Consider the following 20,589-nt stretch of genomic DNA (forward strand, 5'->3'; position numbering starts at 1 on the left):
CATGGCGCCTGCCAGCTTTTCTTTATCTGTGTGTTATACTCACTCTGCAGCTTTCGCCGTACCAAGGCTTTCGCGGACCTCGGCAGCGATCTCGTAGGAGCGCATGCGAGCTTTCTCGTCGAAAATGTGAGCCGACAGGATAAGCTCGTCTGCGCCGGTGTCGGCAAGGAAAGCGTTAAGTTTATCGCTGACCGTCTTTGGCGACCCGACCGCTGAGCAGGAGAGGACCGAATCCAGCATGGCGCGTTCGTGCGGCTGGATTTCAGCATCGAATGCTAGGTCTGGCGGCGCAAGACGCGTTGGCGTGCCCCGGCGGAGATTGATAAAGGTCCGGCGAAGCGAGGAGGCGAGGCGCTCTGCCTCATCGTCACTATCGGCCGCGATCATGTTGAAGCCCAGCATGACATAAGGCTTTTTCAGCTGCTCGGATGGCTGGAAGGTCTCTCTATAGATCGAGACCGCCTGCTTCATCTGCTGGGGCGCAAAGTGCGAGGCGAACGCATAGGGCAGCCCAAGATGGGCGGCGAGCTGCGCACCGAACGTCGACGAGCCGAGGATCCAGAGCGGGATATCGGTCCCGCCACCGGGGACCGCCTGCACGCGCTGGCCGGGCTGGACCGGGCCGAGAAACGCTTGCAGCTCCATCACTTCGCGGGGGAAACGGTCTTCACCGCCAACCATCGTGCGGCGAAGCGCCTGTGAGACCAGCTGATCGCCGCCGGGCGCGCGGCCAAGACCAAGGTCGATGCGGCCGGGATATATCGCCTCGAGCGTGCCGAACTGTTCGGCCACCATGATCGGCGCGTGATTGGGCAGCATGATGCCGCCAGCGCCAAGCCGGATCTGCTCGGTGTCCTGTCCTGCATGGGCGATCATGACGGCGGTCGCGGCACTCGCGATACCCGGCATGTTGTGATGCTCGGCAAGCCAGTAGCGATTGTAGCCGAGCCTGTCGGCGTGGGTGGCGAGCCGTTTTGAGCGGGCAAGCGCGTCCTGCGGATCGCTGCCTTCAACGATCGGGGCGAGGTCGAGTACGGAAAACGGTATCATGCCCTGAATGTATGGGCCGTCCGGTCTGTTCTCAATAGGCCCGGGTCGGGCAACCGCCTCTAGCGCGATATCGCGCGATCAGGCCGCGCTGCGAATTTTCGCTTCGCTGCGGACGCGGTTGCGGCCGCCATTCTTGGCTTCATAGAGAAGCGCGTCAGCCTTCTCGATACAGTTGGTGAGGCCGTCTTCAGGGCGCAGCTTGGCAACGCCAAAGCTGGCCGAGATGCGGGTTGTCTTACCATTGAATGTATAGTCAGCCCCCGCAATGCGCTTGCGAAGACGTTCACAAACAGCGTGGGCCTGTTCCTGCGTGACTTCGCTCATCAGAATGATGAACTCCTCACCGCCCCAGCGCCCAAGGCGGTCGAACGGTCCGCGCAGAGCGGCGTGGCTGAGATTGGCGATGGAGGTCAGGACGCGGTCACCAAAAGCGTGGCCGTAAGTGTCATTGACCTGCTTGAAGTGATCGAGGTCGAAGAGGGCAATGTAAACGCTGTTTTGCGTGCGGCGCATGCGTTCAAGCTCTTCTTCCGCCAGCGTCTTGAAGGAGCGGCGGTTGAGAAGCCCCGTCAGCGGATCGGTCGAGGCCATCGCCTCCAGCGTCGTCTGATAACGATCAACCCTGTACTGGTTCTGGGCAGCAAGCCCGGCCATGGGGCTCGCCACACAGGCAGCGATGACAACTGTCGTCAGCATAAAGTCATCCTGGCCAGCAGGCAGACCAAAGAACTTTGTAAATACGACGGCAAAGAGAACCGCGAGCGAGAGGGCCGCCGCAATCACCAGCCCGAAGAAAATCAGGGCCCGGGATACGGCGCCGTCATCGGCATGAAGGAGGCGATAGCTCTGCGTCATGAAGCGCTGTTTAGCAGGCGAAAGCGAATATTCGCCGAAGCGCATGTTTTAAATTTTATGTATTTTCGTTTTTCTGGCCCGGATACGTCTTGCCGGGCAGCGGCGTCATAAAGCTGAGCTCATGGCCGTCCGGGTCACGGATGTGAAAGTACCGCTCCAGCAAGGGGGCGTCGCGTGGTGCAAAGTCAGCCTGGTGCCCCGCCTCTTTGCATCTGTCGTGAAACGTGTCGACATCGCTGACTTCAAAAATTGCGCGGCCCCAGAAGCCGAAGGTGCCCGGCTCCGTCGTCAGGTTAAGCGCTGTTGGCCCGGCCCAGAGCGTGGCAAAGCTCTTGTCGCCTGCTATGAAGTCCAGCCGGAAGCCCAGGCTTTCATAGAAGGCGACGGCGTTTGCCATGTCTTTCGTGGACAAGGTCAACGCGCTTATGCCCCGATGCATGTTGCTCTCGCTCACCGGCTTCAAAGCCCTCGGCGGTTGGGGAATCCGAAGCCTTGCGCGCGGTCGCAGGCCCAGCTGTCGCCGATCTCGCAGGCCCTCTGGATATAGTCCTTGCCCTTATCGCGCTCCATCATTCCGCCCTGGCCGCGATAAAGCATAGAGCCATAAGCCGCGCAGCCTGTCTGATCGCCGAGGTCGCAGGCGCGCTTGTAGAGGCGGCGGGCATATTCGTAATCCTGATTGTCATCATTGCCCTTGAAGCTGACATGGGCCTGCTCGAGGCAGCTATCGGCGTCGCGCCCATCGAAACAAGCTTCATCATAGATGGCCTTGGCGCGCGCATAATCCTGATCGATGCCGAGGCCCCGGCGATAGATGTTGCCGAGCTTGCGACAGTTGCGCGCCCAGACTTCTCGCTGCTGGCTTTTATCTTCGCAGGCCGCGCCATAGCGCTCCAGCGCGTCATCATACCAGCCATTCTTCATCGCCCGGTCGGCATAAAGCTCATCTGCGTCAGGCCTTGCGACACGTTCGGGACCGAACTGGGCCGCGGCGACTGGCGAAAAGGCGAGCGCAGAGAGGGTGAAAAGGCCGGCGGCCAGCATGGAAAACGTCTTCATGGAGGACCTCGCTTCTTAAAGGCTACTATGTCAGCCTCCAGAACACGACATGAATGTGGCGGTTTCCTGTCTGACGCTGCAACTGGTGCCTCTTCCTGGGGGAGGGGACGTCCTGCCTGACCGGATTTTCATTGTCTGGCCCGACGGAACCGCGTATCCCGGCAGGACGGGCTGATGGCCCGTGATGAAAGAGGGAGTTTGCAATGAGACTTGTCATCGGACTGAGCGCGCTTGCCATGCTTGGGGCCTGCGCCACCACGACAGAGCGCGACCTTCCGCCAGCTGAAGCCCCGCCGCCGCCAATGATGGACACTGCCGGCGTCGATGCCGCACGCCTGAACGTGGCCATTACCAGCGCGGACCGGCCGGAAACCGATGTCGAGCGCGACGAACTGCGCAAGCCATCTGAAGTTATCAGTTTCATGGCTCTTCAGCCGGGCGATACCGTTCTCGAGCTGGAAGCGGGCGGTGGCTATTTCACCGAGATTTTTTCGCGATACCTCAGCGATGAGGCGACGCTCTATATGCAGAACCCGGCTGCCTTTGACGGTTTTCTCGGCGACGCTGCCGAAATCCGCATCGAGGGGCTGGAGAATGTCGAATACGTCCGCGCCGATTTTGACGATCTCCCAATGGACGACGAGAGCGTCGATGTGGCGACCTGGTTTCAGGGACCGCATGAGCTCTGGTACACGCCCGAAAATGGCGAACCGCTTGTGTCCAACCCAGACGACTCCTTTCCAGAAATTTTCCGTGTTCTGAAGCCGGGCGGCATGTTCGTCGTGCTCGACCATACGGCACCTGAAGGCTCACCTGCGACGATTGGCGGAGAAACACACCGCATCGATCCACAGATCGTTCGCGATCTTGGCCGTGAGGCAGGCTTTGTGCTGGTTTCTGAAAGCGATGTACTGGCCAATCCAGGCGATGATCTCAGCGCGAACGTCTTCGATGAGGCCGTGCGCGGACGCACCGACCAGTTCCTCATGAAGTTTGAGAAACCCAACAGCGCGCCATAACGGTGGCTCAGATACGCCGAGCTCGCGCCGTGGAGCTGGAAGCCCTATCGGCTCTGTGTCTGCGTTCGAAAGCGGTGCACGGCTATGATGCAACTTTGCTCGAAGCTTTCAGGCAAGAACTCACCCTGTCTCAATGGGACCTGGAAGAGGATGAGGTGGCCGTTGCAGTGGACGGCGAAGACAACATTCTTGGCATAGTTCAGGTGAGCAGCGGTCCTGATGGCTGCTTTCTGGAGAAGCTCTTTGTTGAGCCAGACAACGCAGGCGCTGGTGTCGGGCGGGTCCTCATGGATTGGGCGTGTGATGCCGCGCGACAACGCGGCGCCCATGATATGATCATTGAATCCGATCCGGGCGCCGTCGGTTTCTATACGCGCTATGGCGCTCGCGAAGCCGGGACCGCCCTGTCTGGATCTGTCTCGGGCCGTTCGCTCCCGCGCCTTTTGCTCAAGCTCTGACGTCCGGGATGACTTGACGGACATTCTGGTCTGGAGGACATGGATCTCCGCATGACGACAACAACCGACCGCATACCCGCAGCGCGTTCGCGCAAGGCGCTCTGGCTGGGCCTGGCGCTGGGTGCGACGGTCATCACGCTGTTTCTCCTGGGCAAGACCGGCGTTCTTGGCTCGCTTGAAGCCTTCATCACGCAGATGCAGGAAATGGCTGACACGCGGTGGGCCCTGCCAGCGGTGATCGCGCTGTTTACCGGGGCCGCGTTTGTGGGCTTGCCGCAGTTTGGTCTGATTGGCGCCGCTGTCGTTGCATTTGGTCCGGTCAATGGCGCGCTCTATTCTTGGGTCGCGACCATGGTGTCAGGCTCAGTCACCTTCTGGCTTGGCAGGTTCAGTGGCGAAGCGGCGGTCGCGCGCTTTTCGGGCCGTCGCACCGCCCGGTTTGCTGAATTTGTCAGCCGTAACGCCTTTGCGGCCAGCCTCATTGTCCGCAACGTGCCGACGGGACCATTCCTCATCGTCAACATGGCGTTCGGTGCCTTGCGCGCGAACTACTTCGCCTTTCTGGCCGGCATGGCGATCGGCTCCCTGCCGAAGATCCTTCTGGTCACATTTGCAGGCCAGAGTCTGATCTCAGCGATCACAGGATCTCCGATGCTGGCCGTGGCACTTGCGGTCCTGGCTGCGCTTATGTTTGGGGGGCTCTGGCTCTACGTTCGTCACCGCCAGAAAACTGGCAAGATCATTTCGCCGATGTCCATTAACCCGGTTGACAGGACAAGTGAAAAGCCGGAATAGGTCGTTCATGCGCAAGAAATTGCCCCTCAATGGATTGGCTGCCCTGCTACTTACCGGCCCCTGGCTGGTGGCCGCCGGACACTAATTGTCTGGCGCCTGGTCAGGGGATTGATGCAACCGCCCTCTCACTGACACCCCCAAGACTTCCGCAGGCCCGTCCATGACCACCGAAAAAGACCGAATTCTCATCTTCGATACGACGATGCGCGATGGCGAACAATCGCCCGGCGCCTCCATGACCCATACCGAAAAGCTCGAGCTTGCCGACCTGCTCGAGACGATGGGCGTCGACATCATTGAGGCAGGCTTTCCGGCCTCCTCGCAGGGCGACTTCGAAGCGGTTCGCGAAATCGCGCGCCGGTCAAAGTCGTCTGTCATCACGGGGCTGTCGCGCTCAAAACTTGAAGATATTGACCGCTGCGGCGAGGCCGTGCGCCACGCTGCCCGTCCGCGCATTCACACTTTCATCTCGACCAGCCCGGTCCACATGAAACACAAGCTTCAGATGGGGCCGAACGCGGTTCTCGAAGCGGTCGGGCGATCTGTGGCCCACGCCCGCAACCTTGTCGACGATGTCGAATGGTCGGCCGAGGACGCCACGCGCACCGAGTTCGAGTTTCTCTGCAAGTGTATCGATGCGGCGATCGCGTCGGGCGCGACGACGATCAACGTGCCTGACACAGTCGGTTATACGCATCCCGATGAGTATGGTGCCCTGATCCGCAGCCTGCGGGAGACGATACCGAATTCCGACAAGGTGATCTGGTCGACCCATTGCCACAATGATCTTGGCCTTGCTGTCGCCAATTCGATTGCCGGGGCGCAGGCCGGGGCACGCCAGATCGAGTGCACGATCAACGGACTTGGTGAGCGTGCTGGCAATGCCGCTCTTGAAGAGATCGTCATGGCCTTCAAGGTGCGGGGCGACTCGCTGCCTTTCGAAACCGCGATCGACACGACACGCCTGGCACGCGCCAGCCAGATGGTCAGCCGGATCACCGGGTTTCCGGTCCAGTACAACAAGGCCATCGTCGGCAAGAATGCCTTTGCGCACGAAAGCGGCATCCATCAGGATGGCATGCTGAAGAACACCGAGACCTACGAAATCATGAAGCCGGAGGACGTCGGCGTGTCGAAAAGCTCGCTCGTCATGGGCAAGCTGTCGGGACGCAACGCCTTCCGCGACAAGATCAACTCGCTGGGATACGACCTCGACCCTGAATCCCTGAACGAGGCGTTTCGCCGGTTCAAGGACCTCGCCGATCGCAAGAAGCATGTCTTCGATGATGACATCCTGGCACTGGTTGATGACCAGCTCTCGGCGATGGGCGAACGGGTCGGCTTTGATTCGCTTCGGGTCATCGCAGGATCGGTCGGTCCACAGCAGGCAGATCTTTCCCTGCGGGTCGACGGCGCTGTCCTGACGGCAAGCTGCACTGGGAACGGACCGGTCGATGCGGTTTTCAACGCGATCCGCGAGATCGTGGATCATGAAGCAAAGCTCGACCTCTATCAGGTGCATGCCGTGACCGGCGGGACCGACGCGCAAGCCGAGGTCAGCGTCCGTCTGAACGGTGAAGGCATCATGGCGGTTGGGCGCGCATCTGATCCCGACACGCTGGTCGCGAGCGCCAAGGCCTACATCCATGCGCTCAACAAGCTGGAAGCTCGGCGACTTAAACGTCTGGCCGCCTGAGCCTCCGTTTTTCTGGCCTTTCTGTGCCGGTTCACTTTCAATGATGTTGCAGCGCCTGGAGGCGCAGGGGATCTTTCGGTCTCCTGGTTTTCTGTGGGCCTCTACGGAAGTAAGCCTGCGCTGGAGAAAGGTGCTCGGCGCACGGCACCGACCGCAGTTTCACAGCCGTTATCTATCTTTCTGAGGGCGAAGTTTGAACAGAAGGGCGAGCGCTGCCGCAGGCCTGTGCGGGCGGGCGAATCGCGTCAGACGGAACGATACGTACTTGTCTGCAGCGTTAGCAGCGAACAGCATTGCAAGCGTCTCTGCCCATACTGTATGGGGAATGGGCGGGTGTACGAAGCGTACCGTTTTCAGGCAGTCTGATGCTTGCTTTCGCGGGCGATAGGCGGCATGGGGGAACTGGGCTGGCTAAACAGATAATCCTGCATGGCGGCAAAGAACTGCCATGCCTCCAGTAAAGAAGCGACCTTGCTCATGATCGGTAGCCTCCTCGGCATGCTCTCCACAGATATGGCGATTGACCTCGGAACGGCGAACACGCTCGTTTATGTCAAAGGTCAGGGCATCAAGCTCGATGAACCGTCTGTTGTCGCTTACATGAACCAGGGCGGCCGCAAGGTTGTCTACGCGGTTGGTAATCAGGCCAAGCAGATGCTCGGCAAGACCCCGCTCAACATGGAAGCCATCCGCCCGATGCGTGATGGCGTCATCGCCGACTTCGAAGTCGCCGAAGAAATGATCAAGCACTTCATTCGCAAAGTGCATAATCGCCGGGCCTTCGTTTCGCCGCTCATCATCATCTGCGTGCCGAGCTCTGCGACCAATGTTGAACGCCGGGCCATCCATCAGTCCGCGCTGGCCGCTGGTGCCCGCGAAGTCCAGCTCATCGAAGAGCCAATGGCCGCCGCGATCGGCGCTGGGCTTCCAATCGAGGAGCCAGCCGGCTCTATGGTCGTCGATATTGGCGGCGGTACGACGGAGGTCGCCGTGCTTTCGCTGGGCGGTATCGTCTATTCACGCTCCGTACGTGTCGGCGGCGACAAGATGGACCACGCCATCATGTCCTATCTGCGCAAGAACCAGCAGATCATGATCGGCGAGATGTCGTCCGAGCGGATCAAGAAGGAAATCGCTTCGGCGAAGGCACCGGAGAGCGGCGATGGTCTTACCGTTACGGTTCGAGGCCGCGGCACGATCGACGGTGTGCCGAACGAGGTGGAAGTGAACGAGGCCATGATGGCCGAAGCGCTTGCCGATCCGGTCAATGAAATCGTCGACGCGATCCGTCTCGCGCTCGAAGCCATGGCGCCAGAACTAGCTGCTGACATTGTTGATCGTGGCATTGTCCTGACAGGCGGCGGCGCGCTCCTGCGCAACCTCGACGTTGTGATCCGCGAGCAGGCCAAGCTGCCCGTCATGATCGCCGACGATCCGCTGAAATGCGTCGCGCAGGGCTGCGGCTATGTCCTGGAAAATCTGGTCCGGATGAAGAACGTCCTTTCGCCAGAGGTCTAGGGCCGCCGCGACTTCGGTGCGCGACAGGCGTTATAGCTGAAAACCCGGTTGCACGCGTTCGCGCTTCACTTCAGGATCAAGCCTGCGTGGGAGGCAATAAGGCACCGCTATGGCCCGTATGCGTGGAAAACGTCTGAAGGCCCGGCCCGTCCGCCGGTACGCTCTTATTGTGGCGCTCGTCGTGCTGTTTGCTGTTCTGCTTGCCCAGACCTCGCCTCGCCTTCGCGCCTGGATCGACCCGACCCGGACCGTCGCCGCCGACCAGCTTGCCAGCTCGGCGCGCCCAGGCCTCTGGGACCGTATCTCAGGCAAGGCGGCCCGCGACCAGCGCGTTCGCGAACTGGAAGCAGAAGTCCGGGAGCTCACACGCTATCGCTCCGTGGCAATCTCGATGGCGGCGCGCCTCGAAGCCTATGAAGACATGCTGAATGTGATGGGAGAGCCGCCAGTGCGAGGTGTGACCGCTCGCATCACATCTGAGACCAATGGCCCGTTTCGCGAAGCGATCCTGGTCAATGCCGGAGTGCTCCAGGGGGTCGAGGCCGGGTCCTATGCCGAAAATGAGGGGGGTCTTGTCGGACGTGTCGTCCAGATGGGGGAGCGCTCATCGCGCGTCCTTCTGGTGACAGACTTTAACTCGCGCGTGCCCGTCATGGGCGAGGCGAGCGGTATGCGCGCCATTCTCTTTGGTGACCGCGATGATCTCGGCACGCTGACCGATCTTCCAGAACGCGGCAGCTTCATTCTTGGTGAGCGGGTCCTGACGTCTGGTGAGGGCGGCATCTTTCCGCGCGGCATCATTGTGGGGGAAGTCGTTGAACGCGGCGGCGCGCTTCGGGTTGAGTTCGGCATGACGCGCGGGCGCGGCGGCTTTGTCAGGCTGATGCCCAGCATGAATATTCCAACGCCTGAAGAGTTTCCGGCAGAAGAACTGGAAGAGGTCGCTGAAGACGGCGAGGCCGTCGCGGGCGAAGCAACCGAGACAGCTGCGTCGGACGCGCAGACAGTTGAGCCTGCCGTGCCGGGCGGGGGCTGATCCATGGCCCGGCGCAGGCGCAATGACCGGCTTTCAGGCATTTCCCGCATCTGGGCCGAGACAGGCCCGACCAGCCGTTTCCTGATCGGGACAATGATCGTCGGCGCGATCGGCCTTATCGGGCTGACGCCGAAAACGCTGTTCAATACTGAACTTGTCTGGCCCTATGCCTCGCTGATCGCTGCAGTTGGCTGGGGGCGAAGCGGTCTAGGCTTTCGCCCGATGACTGTGCTTATCCTGTTTGGCTTTGCCCAGGATGTCAGCGCCTATGCCCCGCTCGGCTGCTTTGGCTTTATCAATCTGGCGACCTTCGGCGGAAGTTCCCTCATCGCGCGGGCGTTCGATCGGGACCGTAACCCGCTTATCAATACGGTCGCGCCGGTTCTGCTCTATTCCATCGCATTTCTGCTGGTGTGGCTGTTCGCCAGTTTCTCCGGAAATCACCTCGTGCAGCTCTCGCCACTGGTGAATGTATTTGTCGTCACGTATATTCTCCATATCCTGATCGCACCCGTCTTTGACCTTGGCCGGAGGGTCGGCCCGCTTACGGGGAACATGTCATGAGCAGTGAACTCGACTTTGAATCCAGACTGAACCGGCGCACCATGCTGACGGGTGCCGCGGGCGGTGTAATGTTTTCGGGTCTGGTCGCGCGCCTCGTGCAACTTCAGCTCTTTGAGGGCGAGCGCTACAAGGAAATCGCGAACGAGAACGGTGTAAAGCTCGACCTCGCGCCGCCCACCCGCGGCGCCATCTATGACCGGTTCGGAGTTCCGCTTGCGTCTCACCGTCAGGCCGGGCGCGTGTCGATCATCCGCGAACAGGCGGGCGACATGGACGCGACGCTGGCTGAAATCGGCCGGCATCTCGATCTGTCCATGGAAGAGCGCCAGCGCGTGATCCAGCAGGCCCGCAGCCAGGCCACCTTCCAGTCCACCATCGTCAAGAGCGAGCTCACCTATGAGGAGTTCGCGCGCATGACGCTTCTGGCCGCTGATATCCCCGGTGTGCGCGCGGATATGGCGGCGACCCGGTCCTATCCGCGTGGCCGCGATTTCGCGCACGTGCTCGGCTATGTCGCAAAGGCCAGCATGGATGATCTCACCCGGCTGACCGAGAATGTCTCGCCGGAAGAGGCTTCACTGCTCTCGCGCCTCTTCAAGCATCCCGATATGAGAACGGGGCGTTCTGGCATTGAGCGGGCGGCCGAGGGTTGGCTGCGCGGAGAGCCAGGCTTCCGTCGTCTCGAGACAAATGCGGCCGGCAGGGTCATCCGCGAACTGGAAAGCGATGATCTCGCGCCGACAGCAGGGCGCGACATCGGCCTCACCGTGGATGCCGAGCTTCAGCGCGCCGCAATCGACCGGTTCGGCGACGAAAGTGGCGCGGCTGTCGTGCTGGACATTGAATCAGGCGCGATCCTCGCCTTCGTCTCGACGCCCGCCTTTGACCCGAATGATTTCGTGAACGGCATTTCGTACGCCGATTACAACGCCCTTCGTGAAAACGACCGCTCGCCGCTTTATCACAAGGCATATGACGGCACCTATCCGCCGGGCTCCACCTTCAAGATGGTGGTCGCAACCGCCGCGCTCGAAGCTGGTATCAATCCGGAGCAACGGGTTCACTGCAACGGCTATTACCGCTTCGGCAATCGAACATGGCACTGCTGGAAGCGGGGCGGTCACGGCTCCGTCGATATGCATTGGGCGATGAAAGGCAGTTGCGACGTCTATTTCTATGACATCGCCCGCCGCGTCGGCGTTGAGCGTATCGCAGATGTCTCCCGGCGCTTTGGCTTCGGCCAGGTCTGGGATCTTGGCCTGACGGGCGGGCGCGGCGGCACGGTACCGGATGATGCCTGGAAGCGCGCGTCGCTGGGGGAGCCTTGGTACGAAGGTGAAACCCTCAATTATGGTATCGGTCAGGGCTACCTTTCCACCACACCGCTTCAGCTTGCCTTGATGTCTGCCCGGATCGCCGCCAAGGGCCGGTTGATCGAACCTTTCATTATTGGGGAAGGTCCGCGGCCCGACAATCCGATCCCGGATGCTGCCCCCCTCGATCCCGAACACATGCAGCGCATGATGGACGGCATGTACGGCGTGACCTCCGAGGCTGGCGGTACGGCCTGGCGGTCCGGCGATCTCGGCCTTGGCGGTCCGCGTCTCGCAGGCAAGACAGGCACCGCGCAGGTTCGCCGCATCAGTGAGGCCGAGCGTCGCTCCGGCGTTCTGAAAGGCGATGAGATTGACCGGCGCCTGCGCGATCACGCGCTCTTCGTTGCCTACGCACCGGCCGATGATCCGAAATACGCGATCTCCGTTGTGGTCGAGCATGGTGAGGGCGGGTCCAGCACCGCGGCTCCTGTGGCGCGCGATATCCTGGCCGCTGCCATCCGCCGCGACTCACGCGCGCCCGCCCGCTGGCAGCAGACCGCGTCAACGGGCACTTCAGGCAATAGCGGGGGCAATCCCTGATGGCGCGAGCGGCCCGGGCCTCTGCCATTCGATTTGAGGACCGAACGTTCGCCAGCACGCTGGGCGAACTGCCATGGGGTCTTGTCCTCATGCTGATCACGGTCGCCTGCATCGGCACGGCGGCGCTCTATTCCTCGACCTTTACCAACCCGACCGAGGCGGCGCTGCCGGCCCGTCACGCGGTGCGCTTTGCCATCGCACTCGGCATTATGTTTGTCATCGCGCTGGTCCCGCTTGGTATCTGGCTGAGGGCCGCATGGCCTGCCTATTTCGTGACGCTTGCGATGTTGCTGGGGGTTGAGTTCTTTGGCGTGACGGGCGGCGGCGCGACACGCTGGCTCCCGCTTGGACCGATCAACGTACAGCCGTCGGAGTTCATGAAGCTCGCCCTGACGCTGGCGCTCGCACGCTATTATCACAACAATCTGACTTTTCAGTCGGGGCGCTTCTTTATCCATGTGCCCGCGCTTTTCATGATCATCGTTCCAGCAGCGCTGATCTTCAAACAGCCAGACTTCGGCACCACGCTCGCCCTCTTCGCGTCTGGCGGCGTCCTCATCTTTCTCGCCGGGCTCTATTACCGTGTCATTATTGCGGTAGTGATCGCAGGGGTCGCCAGCGCCTGGCCCGTCTACATGTTCGTCCTTCAGGACTATCAGCGCGAGCGCGTGAATACCTTCCTGGCCCAGCTGACAGGCCAGAGCGTGAATGCGCTAGATGATGGCTACCAGATCGAGCAGGCCAAGATCGCCATCGGGTCGGGCGGCTGGCAGGGCAGGGGCTTCATGGAAGGCACGCAGGCCCAGCTCGACTATATTCCTGAACAGCACACTGACTTTATCCTGACCGTGATCGCCGAAGAGTTCGGCTTCCTCGGCGCGACAGGCCTCCTGCTTCTCTGGGCTGCGATTCTCGGCTGGGGGCTTTTCATTGCGGCCCGCTCGACGAGCCTGTTCGGCCGGTTTGCGGCGGTCGGCTGTGTGGCGACCGTGGCCTTCTTCATCCTGTTCAATGTCGCGATGGTGCTCGGTCTTGTTCCTGTGGTGGGCGTGCCACTGCCGCTCGTATCCTATGGCGGGACGGTGATGTTCACGACCATGGCCTGCTTCGGTATTCTTCTCTCTGTGCACCTTGGCCGGGATGACCGGCTGTCGGCGCAGGGGGTGATTTAACCTCCGTGCCCGGAGGTCCGTTGACGTTTGTCCTGCGAAAGCTAGTGTCCGGCAAAATTCATTTCTCTAGGGGAGCAAATTATGGAAATTGGCCGCAAGACTGAGACATGGGGGTCGAAATTCGGCTTCATCATGGCCGCCGTCGGCTCATCTGTCGGTCTCGGTAATTTCTGGCGTTTCCCATATACCGCCGGCGAGAATGGCGGTGGTGCCTTCATCCTGATCTATCTGGCGTGCGTTGCCTTCATTGGCCTCCCTCTGCTGATGGCGGAATACTCGATGGGCCGGAAATCAGGCATGTCGGCAATCGAAGGCGTCCAGTCACTGGCGCGCGCTGAGTCGAAATCCCTGAACTGGGGCATTGTCGGCTGGGTCGGCACGCTCACGGCGACATTTATCCTCAGCTTCTACGTGGTCATTTCGGCCTGGCTCGTGGCCTTCACCATACAGGCGTTCGGCGGCAATTTCGCGGGCATGGATGCGGCCGCCTCAGGCGCGAATTTCAACAACACTGTCGGACAAGGCGAACATCCGCTCGTGTCCAAATGGTATATGCTGCTTCTCCTGGGCCTCTTCATTATCGCCAACATCTTCGTCGTCGGGCGCGGCGTTAAGGGCGGGATCGAACGTGCGGCGACAGTGCTTATGCCGGCCTTCTTTGTCATGCTGATCGTGGTTGTTGGCTTTGGTCTTGCGACGGGCGACGCCGCGCAGGCGGCGTCCTTCCTCCTGACCCCGAAATGGGGCGAGGTCGGTTTCAACACCTTCCTTGAAGCGATCGGCCAGGCCTTCTTCTCAATCGGTATCGGTGTCGGCCTGATGATCACCTATGGCGCCTATCTTTCGCGCGATACGAACATCCCGCGCGCCTCTGGCATTGTTGCTGGCTCTGACACGCTCGTTGCGCTCATCGCAGGCTTTGCAATCTTCCCGATTGTCTTTGCCGCAGGTCTCGACCCTGCAGGCGGGCCGAGCCTCTTCTTCGTGTCGATGCCGGTAGCCTTCGGTTCGATCCCCGGCGGCGCTGTCGTTGCGGTGATCTTCTTCGGTCTTGCGCTCTTTGCGGCTTTCACATCCTCCATCTCGCTGATGGAAGTGTCGGTTTCCTGGCTTGAAGAGCGCCAGGGCGTCACGCGCTTTGGTGCGGCGACCGGGATGGGAGTCATCCTCTTCCTTGTCGGCTCTGCCTATGTTTTCGGTCCAGAATATCTCGACTTCATGGACTTCGTGACCGGCAACATCCTGCTGCCGCTCGGCGGCCTGCTCGCGGTAATCTTTGCAGGCTGGGTGCTCTCGCGCGATATGCTGACCACTGAAATCGGCGAAGGCACGATCATGAATATCTGGCGCTTCCTGATGCGCTGGCCGGTCCCGGCCTTCCTCGCCTTCGTTCTGTTCTTCGGCTTTTTCGACAAGATCCAGCAGCAATACAATGTCCAGCTGCCTGCCTTCATGACGAGCTTCCTCGGCCCGAACAACGCGCTGCCATCCGAGTAAGGTTTCAGCGCCCCATTCAGGAAAAGCCCGGTCAGCATGGCGCTGGCCGGGCTTTTTCTATTCGGACCTGTATTCCTAGGGGTAGATGGCGCCGGACCGTCTCAGCTCGGCTTAAAACCGCCAAGGGCGTCGCTCATCTCCAGATAGTGCTGAGCTTTTTCAGCCTCGCCAAGATTGCTGTAGAGCTGGCCGATATTGTAGGCCGTGCGCGCGCGGTCCGAGGCAGGTGAGGCGTCATCTTCGAGAAGGGGCAGGAGCATATCTATGGCGCCTGCAGAGTTATTGATCTCGACGAAGCTCGCGGCGCGTAGCTTCCGCAAGGACTGGCGCTCGTAGCAATTCAGGTCTGCGGTCCAGAGATCGTCTGTTATGTCCAAAGCTTTCGTCGCATTGTCTTCCTCGATAAGCGCGATTTCAGCCTTCATGTATTGTTCGCTGACAGAGCCAGAAAATACTGTCTCAGTGCAGGCCTCGGACATCGCCGGCAAAGCGAGCGTTCCCACGAAAGCCGCGCATACAAAAACTCGCATTCCAACCTCCATAATTATAATATAACATTACAACTATATCGGCAGGGATATGAATTCAACCTTCACGGGCAAAATTGCGAGCCGCTAGCCGAACTCTTTCGCGAAGGCGCGTGTCGCTGTGATCAGCTGGTCGACGATGCCTGGGTCAAGGCTGGAATGGCCTGCGTCCGGCACGATGTGCAGTTTCGCATCCGGCCAGACCTTGGCCAGCTTCCAGGCGGTTCCGATCGGCGTGACGACGTCATAGCGTCCATGCACGATGATGCCGGGAATGCCCTGCAGCTTTTCCTTGGCCTTTTTCAGAAGCCAGCCATCCTCGGGAAAGAAGCCCTTATTGACGAAATAGTGGCACTCGATGCGGGCGAAGGCGTCAGCGAAGCTGTCTTCTTCAAAGCGGGCCGGGCGTGAGGATGGCCCCTTGATAGAGATGGTCTCTCCTTCCCAGCAGGCCCAGGCCTTTGCCGCCTCGATGCGCGCGCGGCGATCGGTGCCCGTCAGGCGCTTGTGGAAGGCATGCAGCAGGTCGCCGCGCTCTTCTTCCGGGATCGGCGCGACGTAGCGGTCATATGCGTCGGGGAAGATGCGGCTCGCCCCGTCCTGATAGAACCACTGAATCTCCGCCTCGGTGATGAGGAAGATACCGCGCAAGATCAGGCCGTAGGTGTTCTCGGTGTGGGTGACGGCGTAGGAAAGTGCCAGCGTAGAACCCCAAGAGCCGCCAAACACGACCCATTTGTCGATGCCGAGCGCCTCGCGGATACGCTCCATGTCGCTGACAAGCGCCCAGGTATCGTTTTCCTCAAGCTCGGAATGCGGCGTCGAGCGACCGCAGCCGCGTTGGTCGAACAGGATGATACGATAGAGCTTCGGGTCGAAGAAGCGGCGCATTTCAGGGCTCGAGCCCCCGCCGGGACCGCCATGCACGCCAATGACTGGAATCCCGTCCGGATTGCCCGATTCCTCCCAATAAATTTCATGCAGGTCTGAAACCCTGAGGCGGCCTGACCTGTTTGCATCAATGGGTGGGTAAAGTTTGAGCATGATAAACCTTGTCTGAACGCTTTGGCACTATTGTGCACCGCAATGGCATAGAGGTCTGGACGTAAAAACTCCAACCTGTATGTGTTACAACAGTAAAAGTGTTGAGCCCGCACGGGTCGTACCAGTATATGAAACCACTTCTAGTCTGCCTTGCAACACTGACACTGACCGGATGCACAACGGTCTCCATGGTCTCCAAACAGGCGATTGTCGAGACTGAATTGACCGAGCAGCAATCAGAAGTCCGCCAGAAGGCGGAGGCGTTCGAGACGCTGGCGGAAAACGAAGGCTGGGTTACTGAAGCGAACGGTATCTCTGGCCTGGCAGACATGCTGTTCGGCGGTGACGCGGCCGCGACGAAACCAGACCGCACCTATGCAGAGAATATCGCTTTCTCAGCCAAGGAACCCGCGCAGCTCTATGCAACTGTGCTCAGTGATGTGTCCAGGGCTGCCGACAGCCTGGAAGAGCTCGACCAACTTGCAGAGACGCTGCTTCAGTCTGGGGATGTGCAGCGGGCCGATCTCATCAGTTTTGAAAGTGCGCTCGTAACCGCTCAGAAGAGCTATCGCAGCTTTTCGGAGGCAACGGGCATTGTAGACGGCGCGGCGGGCCAATCGCGTCGCGATACAGAGGCCGCCCTTCGCGAGCTTGCCGCTACAATCGACATGGCGCGCGCATCCGCAGACAAGATGGCCGGGGCCTATACTGAAACCCGGGCTTCCAAGCCGCTGAGCTAGCCGCTTCAGTCCGGCGCTTCCGGAAACCAGACTGCCATCAATATATCGACAAGCTGCTCTGTTCGCGCCCGGACATCGTCCGGCGTCCATGTCTCCCTGTCGCGGAGGTCTTCGGTTAGCGCAAAGACGCGCACGCCTTCAGCGAAATAGAGTTTCTTCTTCTCACGAAATTCCAGCCTGTCTGCGACCCGGTTCACATGGCGGGGGACGATGGCGAAATTGCCTGCGGTTTCAGCCAGTTCGCGCTGCACCGCCGCGCTCGGCCAGATCTTGTTCCAGTGGCTTTCGTTCGGGACGGTGCGCGGCAGGACGTGCTCGACGCTTGCATCCTGATCTGAGGTGATCTGCTCGCCGTTTTCGAGCGCCGCATTGAGGCGGAGGGCCACCGCGCGCCGCTGCATGAAATTGACGAACCGCCCTGTCAGCCGCTCACGGATGCGGCGCTTGTCGTCGCGCGAGAAATTGAGCGGCCCATTGCGGTGGAAGATCGGCTTGTTGTCGAGGATCGCGCGGGTCAGCCTTGCATATTGTTTGCGGCGCGCATCGCTGTTTGTCACATAAAGCATCATCGCATAGCCAAAGCGCTCCAGCAGCCGGAAGAAGGCTGCGGCCGCCTCGCCATCATCCCGGTTCTGATAGAGATAGGCCAGCGCAGGCACCCGCCAGAGATGATGATCGAGCAGCCTCAGATGGTTGAGCGGCGCGCGAACAGCATCGCTATGATCGCCATAATCGGGCTCGCCGCGGAGGATCATGCTGTAGGCGCGCACATAATCGGGCAGATGCGTATCGAGGAACGTCCGCGCATCCATCTTTGACAGCACGGCCTTTGGAAACTCTGCGGCGACCTTGCCCTTGGAGCTGCGCGAATGAAGCTGGCGAATGTAGTTCAAGAGGTCGTCCAGACCGTTGGCGCCTAGGACCGATTCATGGTCGAGCCACTGGCGGGCATAGGCGCCAGCCTCGTCCACGCTGAAGTCGCCGCGCTGCAGGATCTCGGTCTTGATGATGTCGTGGGTGTTGGGCGCCTTGCCGCGCGTATTCAGTACACGGAAGACATCATATCCGCCGTCCCAGTCGGGCACGACGACACGCACCACCATGATCCTGTCGCGGATCGTCTCGAACAGCTCGCGGCGCTCCGGCGCAGTCAGCTTGCCGAGATAGGTTTCGATGATCTCCAGATTCTGGGACATGCGCCCATGATTGGACCCCTGGCCAGTCTCCCCGTCCCGCTCCAGTGTGGCCCCTTCGGTCTGCACCGCCTCGCGGAAGTACGGATTGTCGATATGATTGAGCGTCAGGCGCCAGGCGGCCGCATCGCCCCGGTTCGCCCGGTCAGGATCACCGATCATCGCATGCGCAAGCGCCTTGTAATGCGGGTCGGTCTCGAGATCGCGCAGCATGGCGAGGATCATCGAGAAGGTCGTCAGGCGCTGTTGGCCATCGACGACCAGAAAGCCGCCATCATCCATCTCAACGAGGACAATCGCGCCGATGAAGTGATACTTCCCGCGCTTGGTGGAGCGCCAGAGATCGTCCAGAAGTTCGAGGACTTCATCGGCTTGCCAGGCATAGCTGCGCTGATAGGGCGGCATTCTCAGTGCAGTCCCCGGGGAAAGGATGGCCGACAGCCTGCATTCGCGCGCCCTGATCCCCGACTCCATTGCACTCCCAGCAATTCACACTAGACCTGACTTCAATCGATAGCGGGGCAATCGGGTCGTTGACACCTTGAATTGATGCAGTCGGCCCGATTTCCAGACGAGGGAGACCAAATAGCCACATGAAATGGGCAAATGTAGAAATCGAAGGCGCGCTCTGGTGCGGGCTTGTCGAGGGCAAAGATATCAGGCTGGCGGAGGAAGGCTGCCTCAGCAAGTATCTCGGCGATCTCTCAGTTCTGGCGGCGAAAGCCGAGAGCGGCCGCCGCGTCCCTCTTTCGGAGGCCAGGCTGATGCAACCTGTCATCCGGCCGGGCAAGATCATCGCGATTGGTCTCAATTACGCAGCGCATGTGGCTGAAAGCTCCAGCTTCATCAGCAATGACCGGCCCGAGATCCAGAAATGGTTCAACAAGCAGACGACGGCCGCCAATGCGCCCGGCGCGCCGATCCATGTGCCCAAGGTTTCAGAACAACTCGACTATGAGGCCGAGCTTGTCGTGATCATTGGCAAGCATGGCCGTCATGTCCCGAAGGAGCGCGCCATGGAGATTGTCGCAGGTGTCGCCTGTGGCTGCGATTGTTCGGTGCGTGACTGGCAGAAGGCGAGCCCGACGATGATCATGGGCAAGGGCTTCGATACGCATGCCCCCTTTGGCCCTTACATGGTGACGCTGGATGAGGCAGGCCCGCTCGGCCCGCGCGCCATTCGCGCCTTCGTCAATGACGACCTCCGCCAGGAGGCAACGCTCAGCGACATGGTTCACACCATTGAGGAACAGATCGCACACCTGACGGCCGCCTTCACGCTGGAGCCGGGCGATGTTCTCTTTACCGGTACGCCCGCCGGCATCGGCGCAGGGCGCGAACCGCCCGAATGGCTGAAGCCCGGCGACCGTGTGCGGATTGAGATTGAAGGCGTAGGCTCACTCGAAAACCCGGTGATTGCAGAACCCGACACCGCGCGGCTGGGATAGGTCATCATGCACAAGGTCTTGCTGGTTTCAGGTCTGGCTCTTCTGCTGACCGCCTGCGATGAGGGCGGGCCAAAAGTGCCAGGTCGCATGGCGCCCCCGGAAGCGCCGGTGGAAATCAACCCGCCAGTGCGTCCGGCAGATTTCGCGGTAAAGCCCTGCGGACGAAATGAGACCGCGCCCTGTCTTCTGGTGCTGGCGGGCGGCAAGCGGCTTCTGTTTGGGGCGCCTGCCGGTGTCGGCAATGAGATCCCGCGCGATGAACTCGCCAAGCTCGATGGACTGTTTCTCTTTTCCCTGCGCCCCGAAGAGGTGGAAGGCCTCGATGAGGTCCGCAATCTCAGTTGGCAGGCCGGGCGGCCTCAAACCCTTGATGTGACGGGGCCGACGGGGACGAGCGGGCTGATCGATGGGCTCAACCGGGCCTATGAGGTTTCGGACGCACTTATTTTCGTTGAGGACGGCGCACCGGCTGGCGGCTTCGATGCGGCGCTGCTGGACACAGCGCTGGAAGTGACGCGGCAGGTTCAGGTCTTCGACACCGGCGATCTCACGGTTGAGGCCGTCGCAGGTATGAATGACCGGGTGAGTTACCGGATCGTCTACCGCGATATCAATGAGAACTGGCACGCGCTCTTCCTGCAGCCGTGTGGCGCGCCGGACATGGCGGCAGGGGAGATGGAAATCGGTGAGGTCGACCAGACGAGGATCGCCTGCACGGACGGGGCATATGGCGACGACTGGCCGTTCGCCCACACACGCTTCCTGTTCAGATCTGGTGGCTAGAAAAGCATCGGGGTCCCGCTGTTGCAGGACCCCGGTCTCCCCCGAGACGCCCCCGTCCGGCCAAATTGGCCGCGGACATTCAGGCTTCGGATCACAGTCATGTACTTAACTTGTTCATCGAACCCTTAAAAGGGCAAACAGGGACTGACGCTGTCAATTATTAAGCCTGTGTCATGTTTGCCACGGAGCCAGCTGCCATCTCATGCATTGGCAAGGCGG

General features: G+C 60.6%; 21 protein-coding genes. 13 read left to right on the top strand and 8 right to left on the bottom strand.

Annotated features, from left to right (window positions below):
* Nucleotides 1–39: 39 nt before the first annotated feature.
* From F550_RS0115650 to F550_RS0115665, 4 genes are all read right to left on the bottom strand, one after another.
* Entirely contained in the window at nucleotides 40–1,050 is a 1,011-nt protein-coding gene (locus F550_RS0115650; RefSeq protein ID WP_018149526.1) for an LLM class flavin-dependent oxidoreductase, read from the bottom strand.
* Between the two features lie 78 nt (nucleotides 1,051–1,128).
* Entirely contained in the window at nucleotides 1,129–1,905 is a 777-nt protein-coding gene (locus tag F550_RS18120; RefSeq protein ID WP_169332282.1) for a GGDEF domain-containing protein, read from the bottom strand.
* 55 nt (nucleotides 1,906–1,960) lie between these two features.
* On the bottom strand, nucleotides 1,961–2,344 hold the full coding sequence (locus F550_RS18125) for a VOC family protein (RefSeq protein WP_018149528.1): 384 nt from the start codon (nucleotides 2,342–2,344) through the stop codon (nucleotides 1,961–1,963).
* Nucleotides 2,345–2,364: 20 nt separating this feature from the next.
* Nucleotides 2,365–2,964 (bottom strand): tetratricopeptide repeat protein, encoded by a 600-nt coding sequence (locus tag F550_RS0115665; RefSeq protein WP_018149529.1) that lies wholly within the window; start codon nucleotides 2,962–2,964, stop codon nucleotides 2,365–2,367.
* A 203-nt stretch (nucleotides 2,965–3,167) separates the two neighbouring features.
* Between F550_RS0115665 and F550_RS0115670 the strand changes: the two genes are divergently transcribed.
* From F550_RS0115670 to F550_RS0115685, 4 genes are all read left to right on the top strand, one after another.
* Nucleotides 3,168–3,983 (top strand): class I SAM-dependent methyltransferase, encoded by an 816-nt coding sequence (locus F550_RS0115670; RefSeq protein ID WP_018149530.1) that lies wholly within the window; start codon nucleotides 3,168–3,170, stop codon nucleotides 3,981–3,983.
* 74 nt (nucleotides 3,984–4,057) lie between these two features.
* A complete protein-coding gene (locus tag F550_RS0115675; RefSeq protein ID WP_018149531.1) occupies nucleotides 4,058–4,441 on the top strand; it encodes a GNAT family N-acetyltransferase in 384 nt (127 codons plus the stop codon).
* A gap of 51 nt (nucleotides 4,442–4,492) precedes the next feature.
* Nucleotides 4,493–5,236, top strand: coding sequence for a TVP38/TMEM64 family protein (locus tag F550_RS18130; RefSeq protein ID WP_169332284.1), 744 nt, complete (start codon nucleotides 4,493–4,495; stop codon nucleotides 5,234–5,236).
* Nucleotides 5,237–5,396: 160 nt separating this feature from the next.
* Nucleotides 5,397–6,932 carry a 2-isopropylmalate synthase gene (locus F550_RS0115685; protein WP_018149533.1) on the top strand — a complete coding sequence of 512 codons (1,536 nt, stop codon included), beginning with the start codon at nucleotides 5,397–5,399 and terminating at the stop codon, nucleotides 6,930–6,932.
* A 353-nt stretch (nucleotides 6,933–7,285) separates the two neighbouring features.
* On the opposite strand, the gene F550_RS19520 is transcribed toward F550_RS0115685, so the two are convergent.
* Complete coding sequence (locus tag F550_RS19520; protein ID WP_018149534.1) at nucleotides 7,286–7,411, bottom strand: hypothetical protein; 126 nt, start codon at nucleotides 7,409–7,411, stop codon at nucleotides 7,286–7,288.
* Between F550_RS19520 and F550_RS0115695 the strand changes: the two genes are divergently transcribed.
* The 6 genes from F550_RS0115695 (at nucleotide 7,410) to F550_RS0115720 (ending at nucleotide 14,635) form a co-directional block, all read left to right on the top strand.
* The gene (locus tag F550_RS0115695) at nucleotides 7,410–8,450 is read left to right on the top strand and encodes a rod shape-determining protein (RefSeq protein WP_018149535.1); all 1,041 of its coding nucleotides are present in this window, start codon (nucleotides 7,410–7,412) and stop codon (nucleotides 8,448–8,450) included. The genes F550_RS19520 and F550_RS0115695 overlap by 2 nt on opposite strands.
* Before the next feature lie 109 nt (nucleotides 8,451–8,559).
* Complete coding sequence (gene mreC / locus F550_RS18760) at nucleotides 8,560–9,486, top strand: rod shape-determining protein MreC (RefSeq protein WP_018149536.1); 927 nt, start codon at nucleotides 8,560–8,562, stop codon at nucleotides 9,484–9,486.
* Nucleotides 9,487–9,489: 3 nt separating this feature from the next.
* Nucleotides 9,490–10,050 (top strand): hypothetical protein, encoded by a 561-nt coding sequence (locus F550_RS0115705; RefSeq protein WP_018149537.1) that lies wholly within the window; start codon nucleotides 9,490–9,492, stop codon nucleotides 10,048–10,050.
* Nucleotides 10,047–11,966: a penicillin-binding protein 2 gene (gene mrdA, locus F550_RS0115710; RefSeq protein ID WP_018149538.1), complete on the top strand. Its 1,920-nt coding sequence runs from the start codon at nucleotides 10,047–10,049 to the stop codon at nucleotides 11,964–11,966. The genes F550_RS0115705 and mrdA overlap by 4 nt, the downstream gene beginning before the upstream one ends.
* Nucleotides 11,966–13,138, top strand: coding sequence for a rod shape-determining protein RodA (rodA, locus tag F550_RS0115715; RefSeq protein ID WP_018149539.1), 1,173 nt, complete (start codon nucleotides 11,966–11,968; stop codon nucleotides 13,136–13,138). The genes mrdA and rodA overlap by 1 nt, the downstream gene beginning before the upstream one ends.
* Nucleotides 13,139–13,219: 81 nt before the next feature.
* On the top strand, nucleotides 13,220–14,635 hold the full coding sequence (locus F550_RS0115720) for a sodium-dependent transporter (protein WP_018149540.1): 1,416 nt from the start codon (nucleotides 13,220–13,222) through the stop codon (nucleotides 14,633–14,635).
* Between the two features lie 101 nt (nucleotides 14,636–14,736).
* On the opposite strand, the gene F550_RS0115725 is transcribed toward F550_RS0115720, so the two are convergent.
* Entirely contained in the window at nucleotides 14,737–15,165 is a 429-nt protein-coding gene (locus tag F550_RS0115725; protein WP_156807967.1) for a hypothetical protein, read from the bottom strand.
* A gap of 84 nt (nucleotides 15,166–15,249) precedes the next feature.
* Nucleotides 15,250–16,206, bottom strand: coding sequence for a prolyl aminopeptidase (pip, locus tag F550_RS0115730; RefSeq protein WP_018149542.1), 957 nt, complete (start codon nucleotides 16,204–16,206; stop codon nucleotides 15,250–15,252).
* 128 nt (nucleotides 16,207–16,334) lie between these two features.
* Between pip and F550_RS0115735 the strand changes: the two genes are divergently transcribed.
* On the top strand, nucleotides 16,335–16,946 hold the full coding sequence (locus F550_RS0115735) for a hypothetical protein (protein ID WP_156807968.1): 612 nt from the start codon (nucleotides 16,335–16,337) through the stop codon (nucleotides 16,944–16,946).
* A gap of 5 nt (nucleotides 16,947–16,951) precedes the next feature.
* Here F550_RS0115735 and F550_RS0115740 read toward each other — a convergent pair whose 3' ends face one another.
* A complete protein-coding gene (locus tag F550_RS0115740; RefSeq protein ID WP_083911022.1) occupies nucleotides 16,952–18,613 on the bottom strand; it encodes a DUF262 domain-containing protein in 1,662 nt (553 codons plus the stop codon).
* A gap of 119 nt (nucleotides 18,614–18,732) precedes the next feature.
* On the opposite strand from F550_RS0115740, the gene F550_RS0115745 reads away from it, so the two are divergent.
* Both F550_RS0115745 and F550_RS0115750 read left to right on the top strand, forming a co-directional pair.
* Nucleotides 18,733–19,587, top strand: a complete 855-nt coding sequence (locus F550_RS0115745; RefSeq protein WP_018149545.1) for a fumarylacetoacetate hydrolase family protein — start codon at nucleotides 18,733–18,735, stop codon at nucleotides 19,585–19,587.
* Between the two features lie 6 nt (nucleotides 19,588–19,593).
* Complete coding sequence (locus tag F550_RS0115750; protein WP_018149546.1) at nucleotides 19,594–20,370, top strand: hypothetical protein; 777 nt, start codon at nucleotides 19,594–19,596, stop codon at nucleotides 20,368–20,370.
* Nucleotides 20,371–20,589 lie beyond the last annotated feature (219 nt).

This window comes from Henriciella marina DSM 19595, assembly GCF_000376805.1.
GTDB classification, from domain to species: Bacteria; Pseudomonadota; Alphaproteobacteria; order Caulobacterales; family Hyphomonadaceae; genus Henriciella; species Henriciella marina.

What these genes read in the sequence shown, in the direction of transcription:
- F550_RS0115650 (WP_018149526.1), bottom strand. Translation starts at nt 1,050, where the DNA reads ATGATACCGTTTTCCGTACTCGACCTCGCCCCGATCGTTGAAGGCAGC.
- F550_RS18120 (WP_169332282.1), bottom strand. Translation starts at nt 1,905, where the DNA reads ATGACGCAGAGCTATCGCCTCCTTCATGCCGATGACGGCGCCGTATCC.
- F550_RS18125 (WP_018149528.1), bottom strand. Translation starts at nt 2,344, where the DNA reads ATGCATCGGGGCATAAGCGCGTTGACCTTGTCCACGAAAGACATGGCA.
- F550_RS0115665 (WP_018149529.1), bottom strand. Translation starts at nt 2,964, where the DNA reads ATGAAGACGTTTTCCATGCTGGCCGCCGGCCTTTTCACCCTCTCTGCG.
- F550_RS0115670 (WP_018149530.1), top strand. Translation starts at nt 3,168, where the DNA reads ATGAGACTTGTCATCGGACTGAGCGCGCTTGCCATGCTTGGGGCCTGC.
- F550_RS18130 (WP_169332284.1), top strand. Translation starts at nt 4,493, where the DNA reads ATGACGACAACAACCGACCGCATACCCGCAGCGCGTTCGCGCAAGGCG.
- F550_RS0115685 (WP_018149533.1), top strand. Translation starts at nt 5,397, where the DNA reads ATGACCACCGAAAAAGACCGAATTCTCATCTTCGATACGACGATGCGC.
- F550_RS0115695 (WP_018149535.1), top strand. Translation starts at nt 7,410, where the DNA reads ATGATCGGTAGCCTCCTCGGCATGCTCTCCACAGATATGGCGATTGAC.
- F550_RS19520 (WP_018149534.1), bottom strand. Translation starts at nt 7,411, where the DNA reads ATGAGCAAGGTCGCTTCTTTACTGGAGGCATGGCAGTTCTTTGCCGCC.
- mreC (WP_018149536.1), top strand. Translation starts at nt 8,560, where the DNA reads ATGGCCCGTATGCGTGGAAAACGTCTGAAGGCCCGGCCCGTCCGCCGG.
- F550_RS0115705 (WP_018149537.1), top strand. Translation starts at nt 9,490, where the DNA reads ATGGCCCGGCGCAGGCGCAATGACCGGCTTTCAGGCATTTCCCGCATC.
- mrdA (WP_018149538.1), top strand. Translation starts at nt 10,047, where the DNA reads ATGAGCAGTGAACTCGACTTTGAATCCAGACTGAACCGGCGCACCATG.
- rodA (WP_018149539.1), top strand. Translation starts at nt 11,966, where the DNA reads ATGGCGCGAGCGGCCCGGGCCTCTGCCATTCGATTTGAGGACCGAACG.
- F550_RS0115720 (WP_018149540.1), top strand. Translation starts at nt 13,220, where the DNA reads ATGGAAATTGGCCGCAAGACTGAGACATGGGGGTCGAAATTCGGCTTC.
- F550_RS0115725 (WP_156807967.1), bottom strand. Translation starts at nt 15,165, where the DNA reads ATGCGAGTTTTTGTATGCGCGGCTTTCGTGGGAACGCTCGCTTTGCCG.
- pip (WP_018149542.1), bottom strand. Translation starts at nt 16,206, where the DNA reads ATGCTCAAACTTTACCCACCCATTGATGCAAACAGGTCAGGCCGCCTC.
- F550_RS0115735 (WP_156807968.1), top strand. Translation starts at nt 16,335, where the DNA reads ATGAAACCACTTCTAGTCTGCCTTGCAACACTGACACTGACCGGATGC.
- F550_RS0115740 (WP_083911022.1), bottom strand. Translation starts at nt 18,613, where the DNA reads ATGGAGTCGGGGATCAGGGCGCGCGAATGCAGGCTGTCGGCCATCCTT.
- F550_RS0115745 (WP_018149545.1), top strand. Translation starts at nt 18,733, where the DNA reads ATGAAATGGGCAAATGTAGAAATCGAAGGCGCGCTCTGGTGCGGGCTT.
- F550_RS0115750 (WP_018149546.1), top strand. Translation starts at nt 19,594, where the DNA reads ATGCACAAGGTCTTGCTGGTTTCAGGTCTGGCTCTTCTGCTGACCGCC.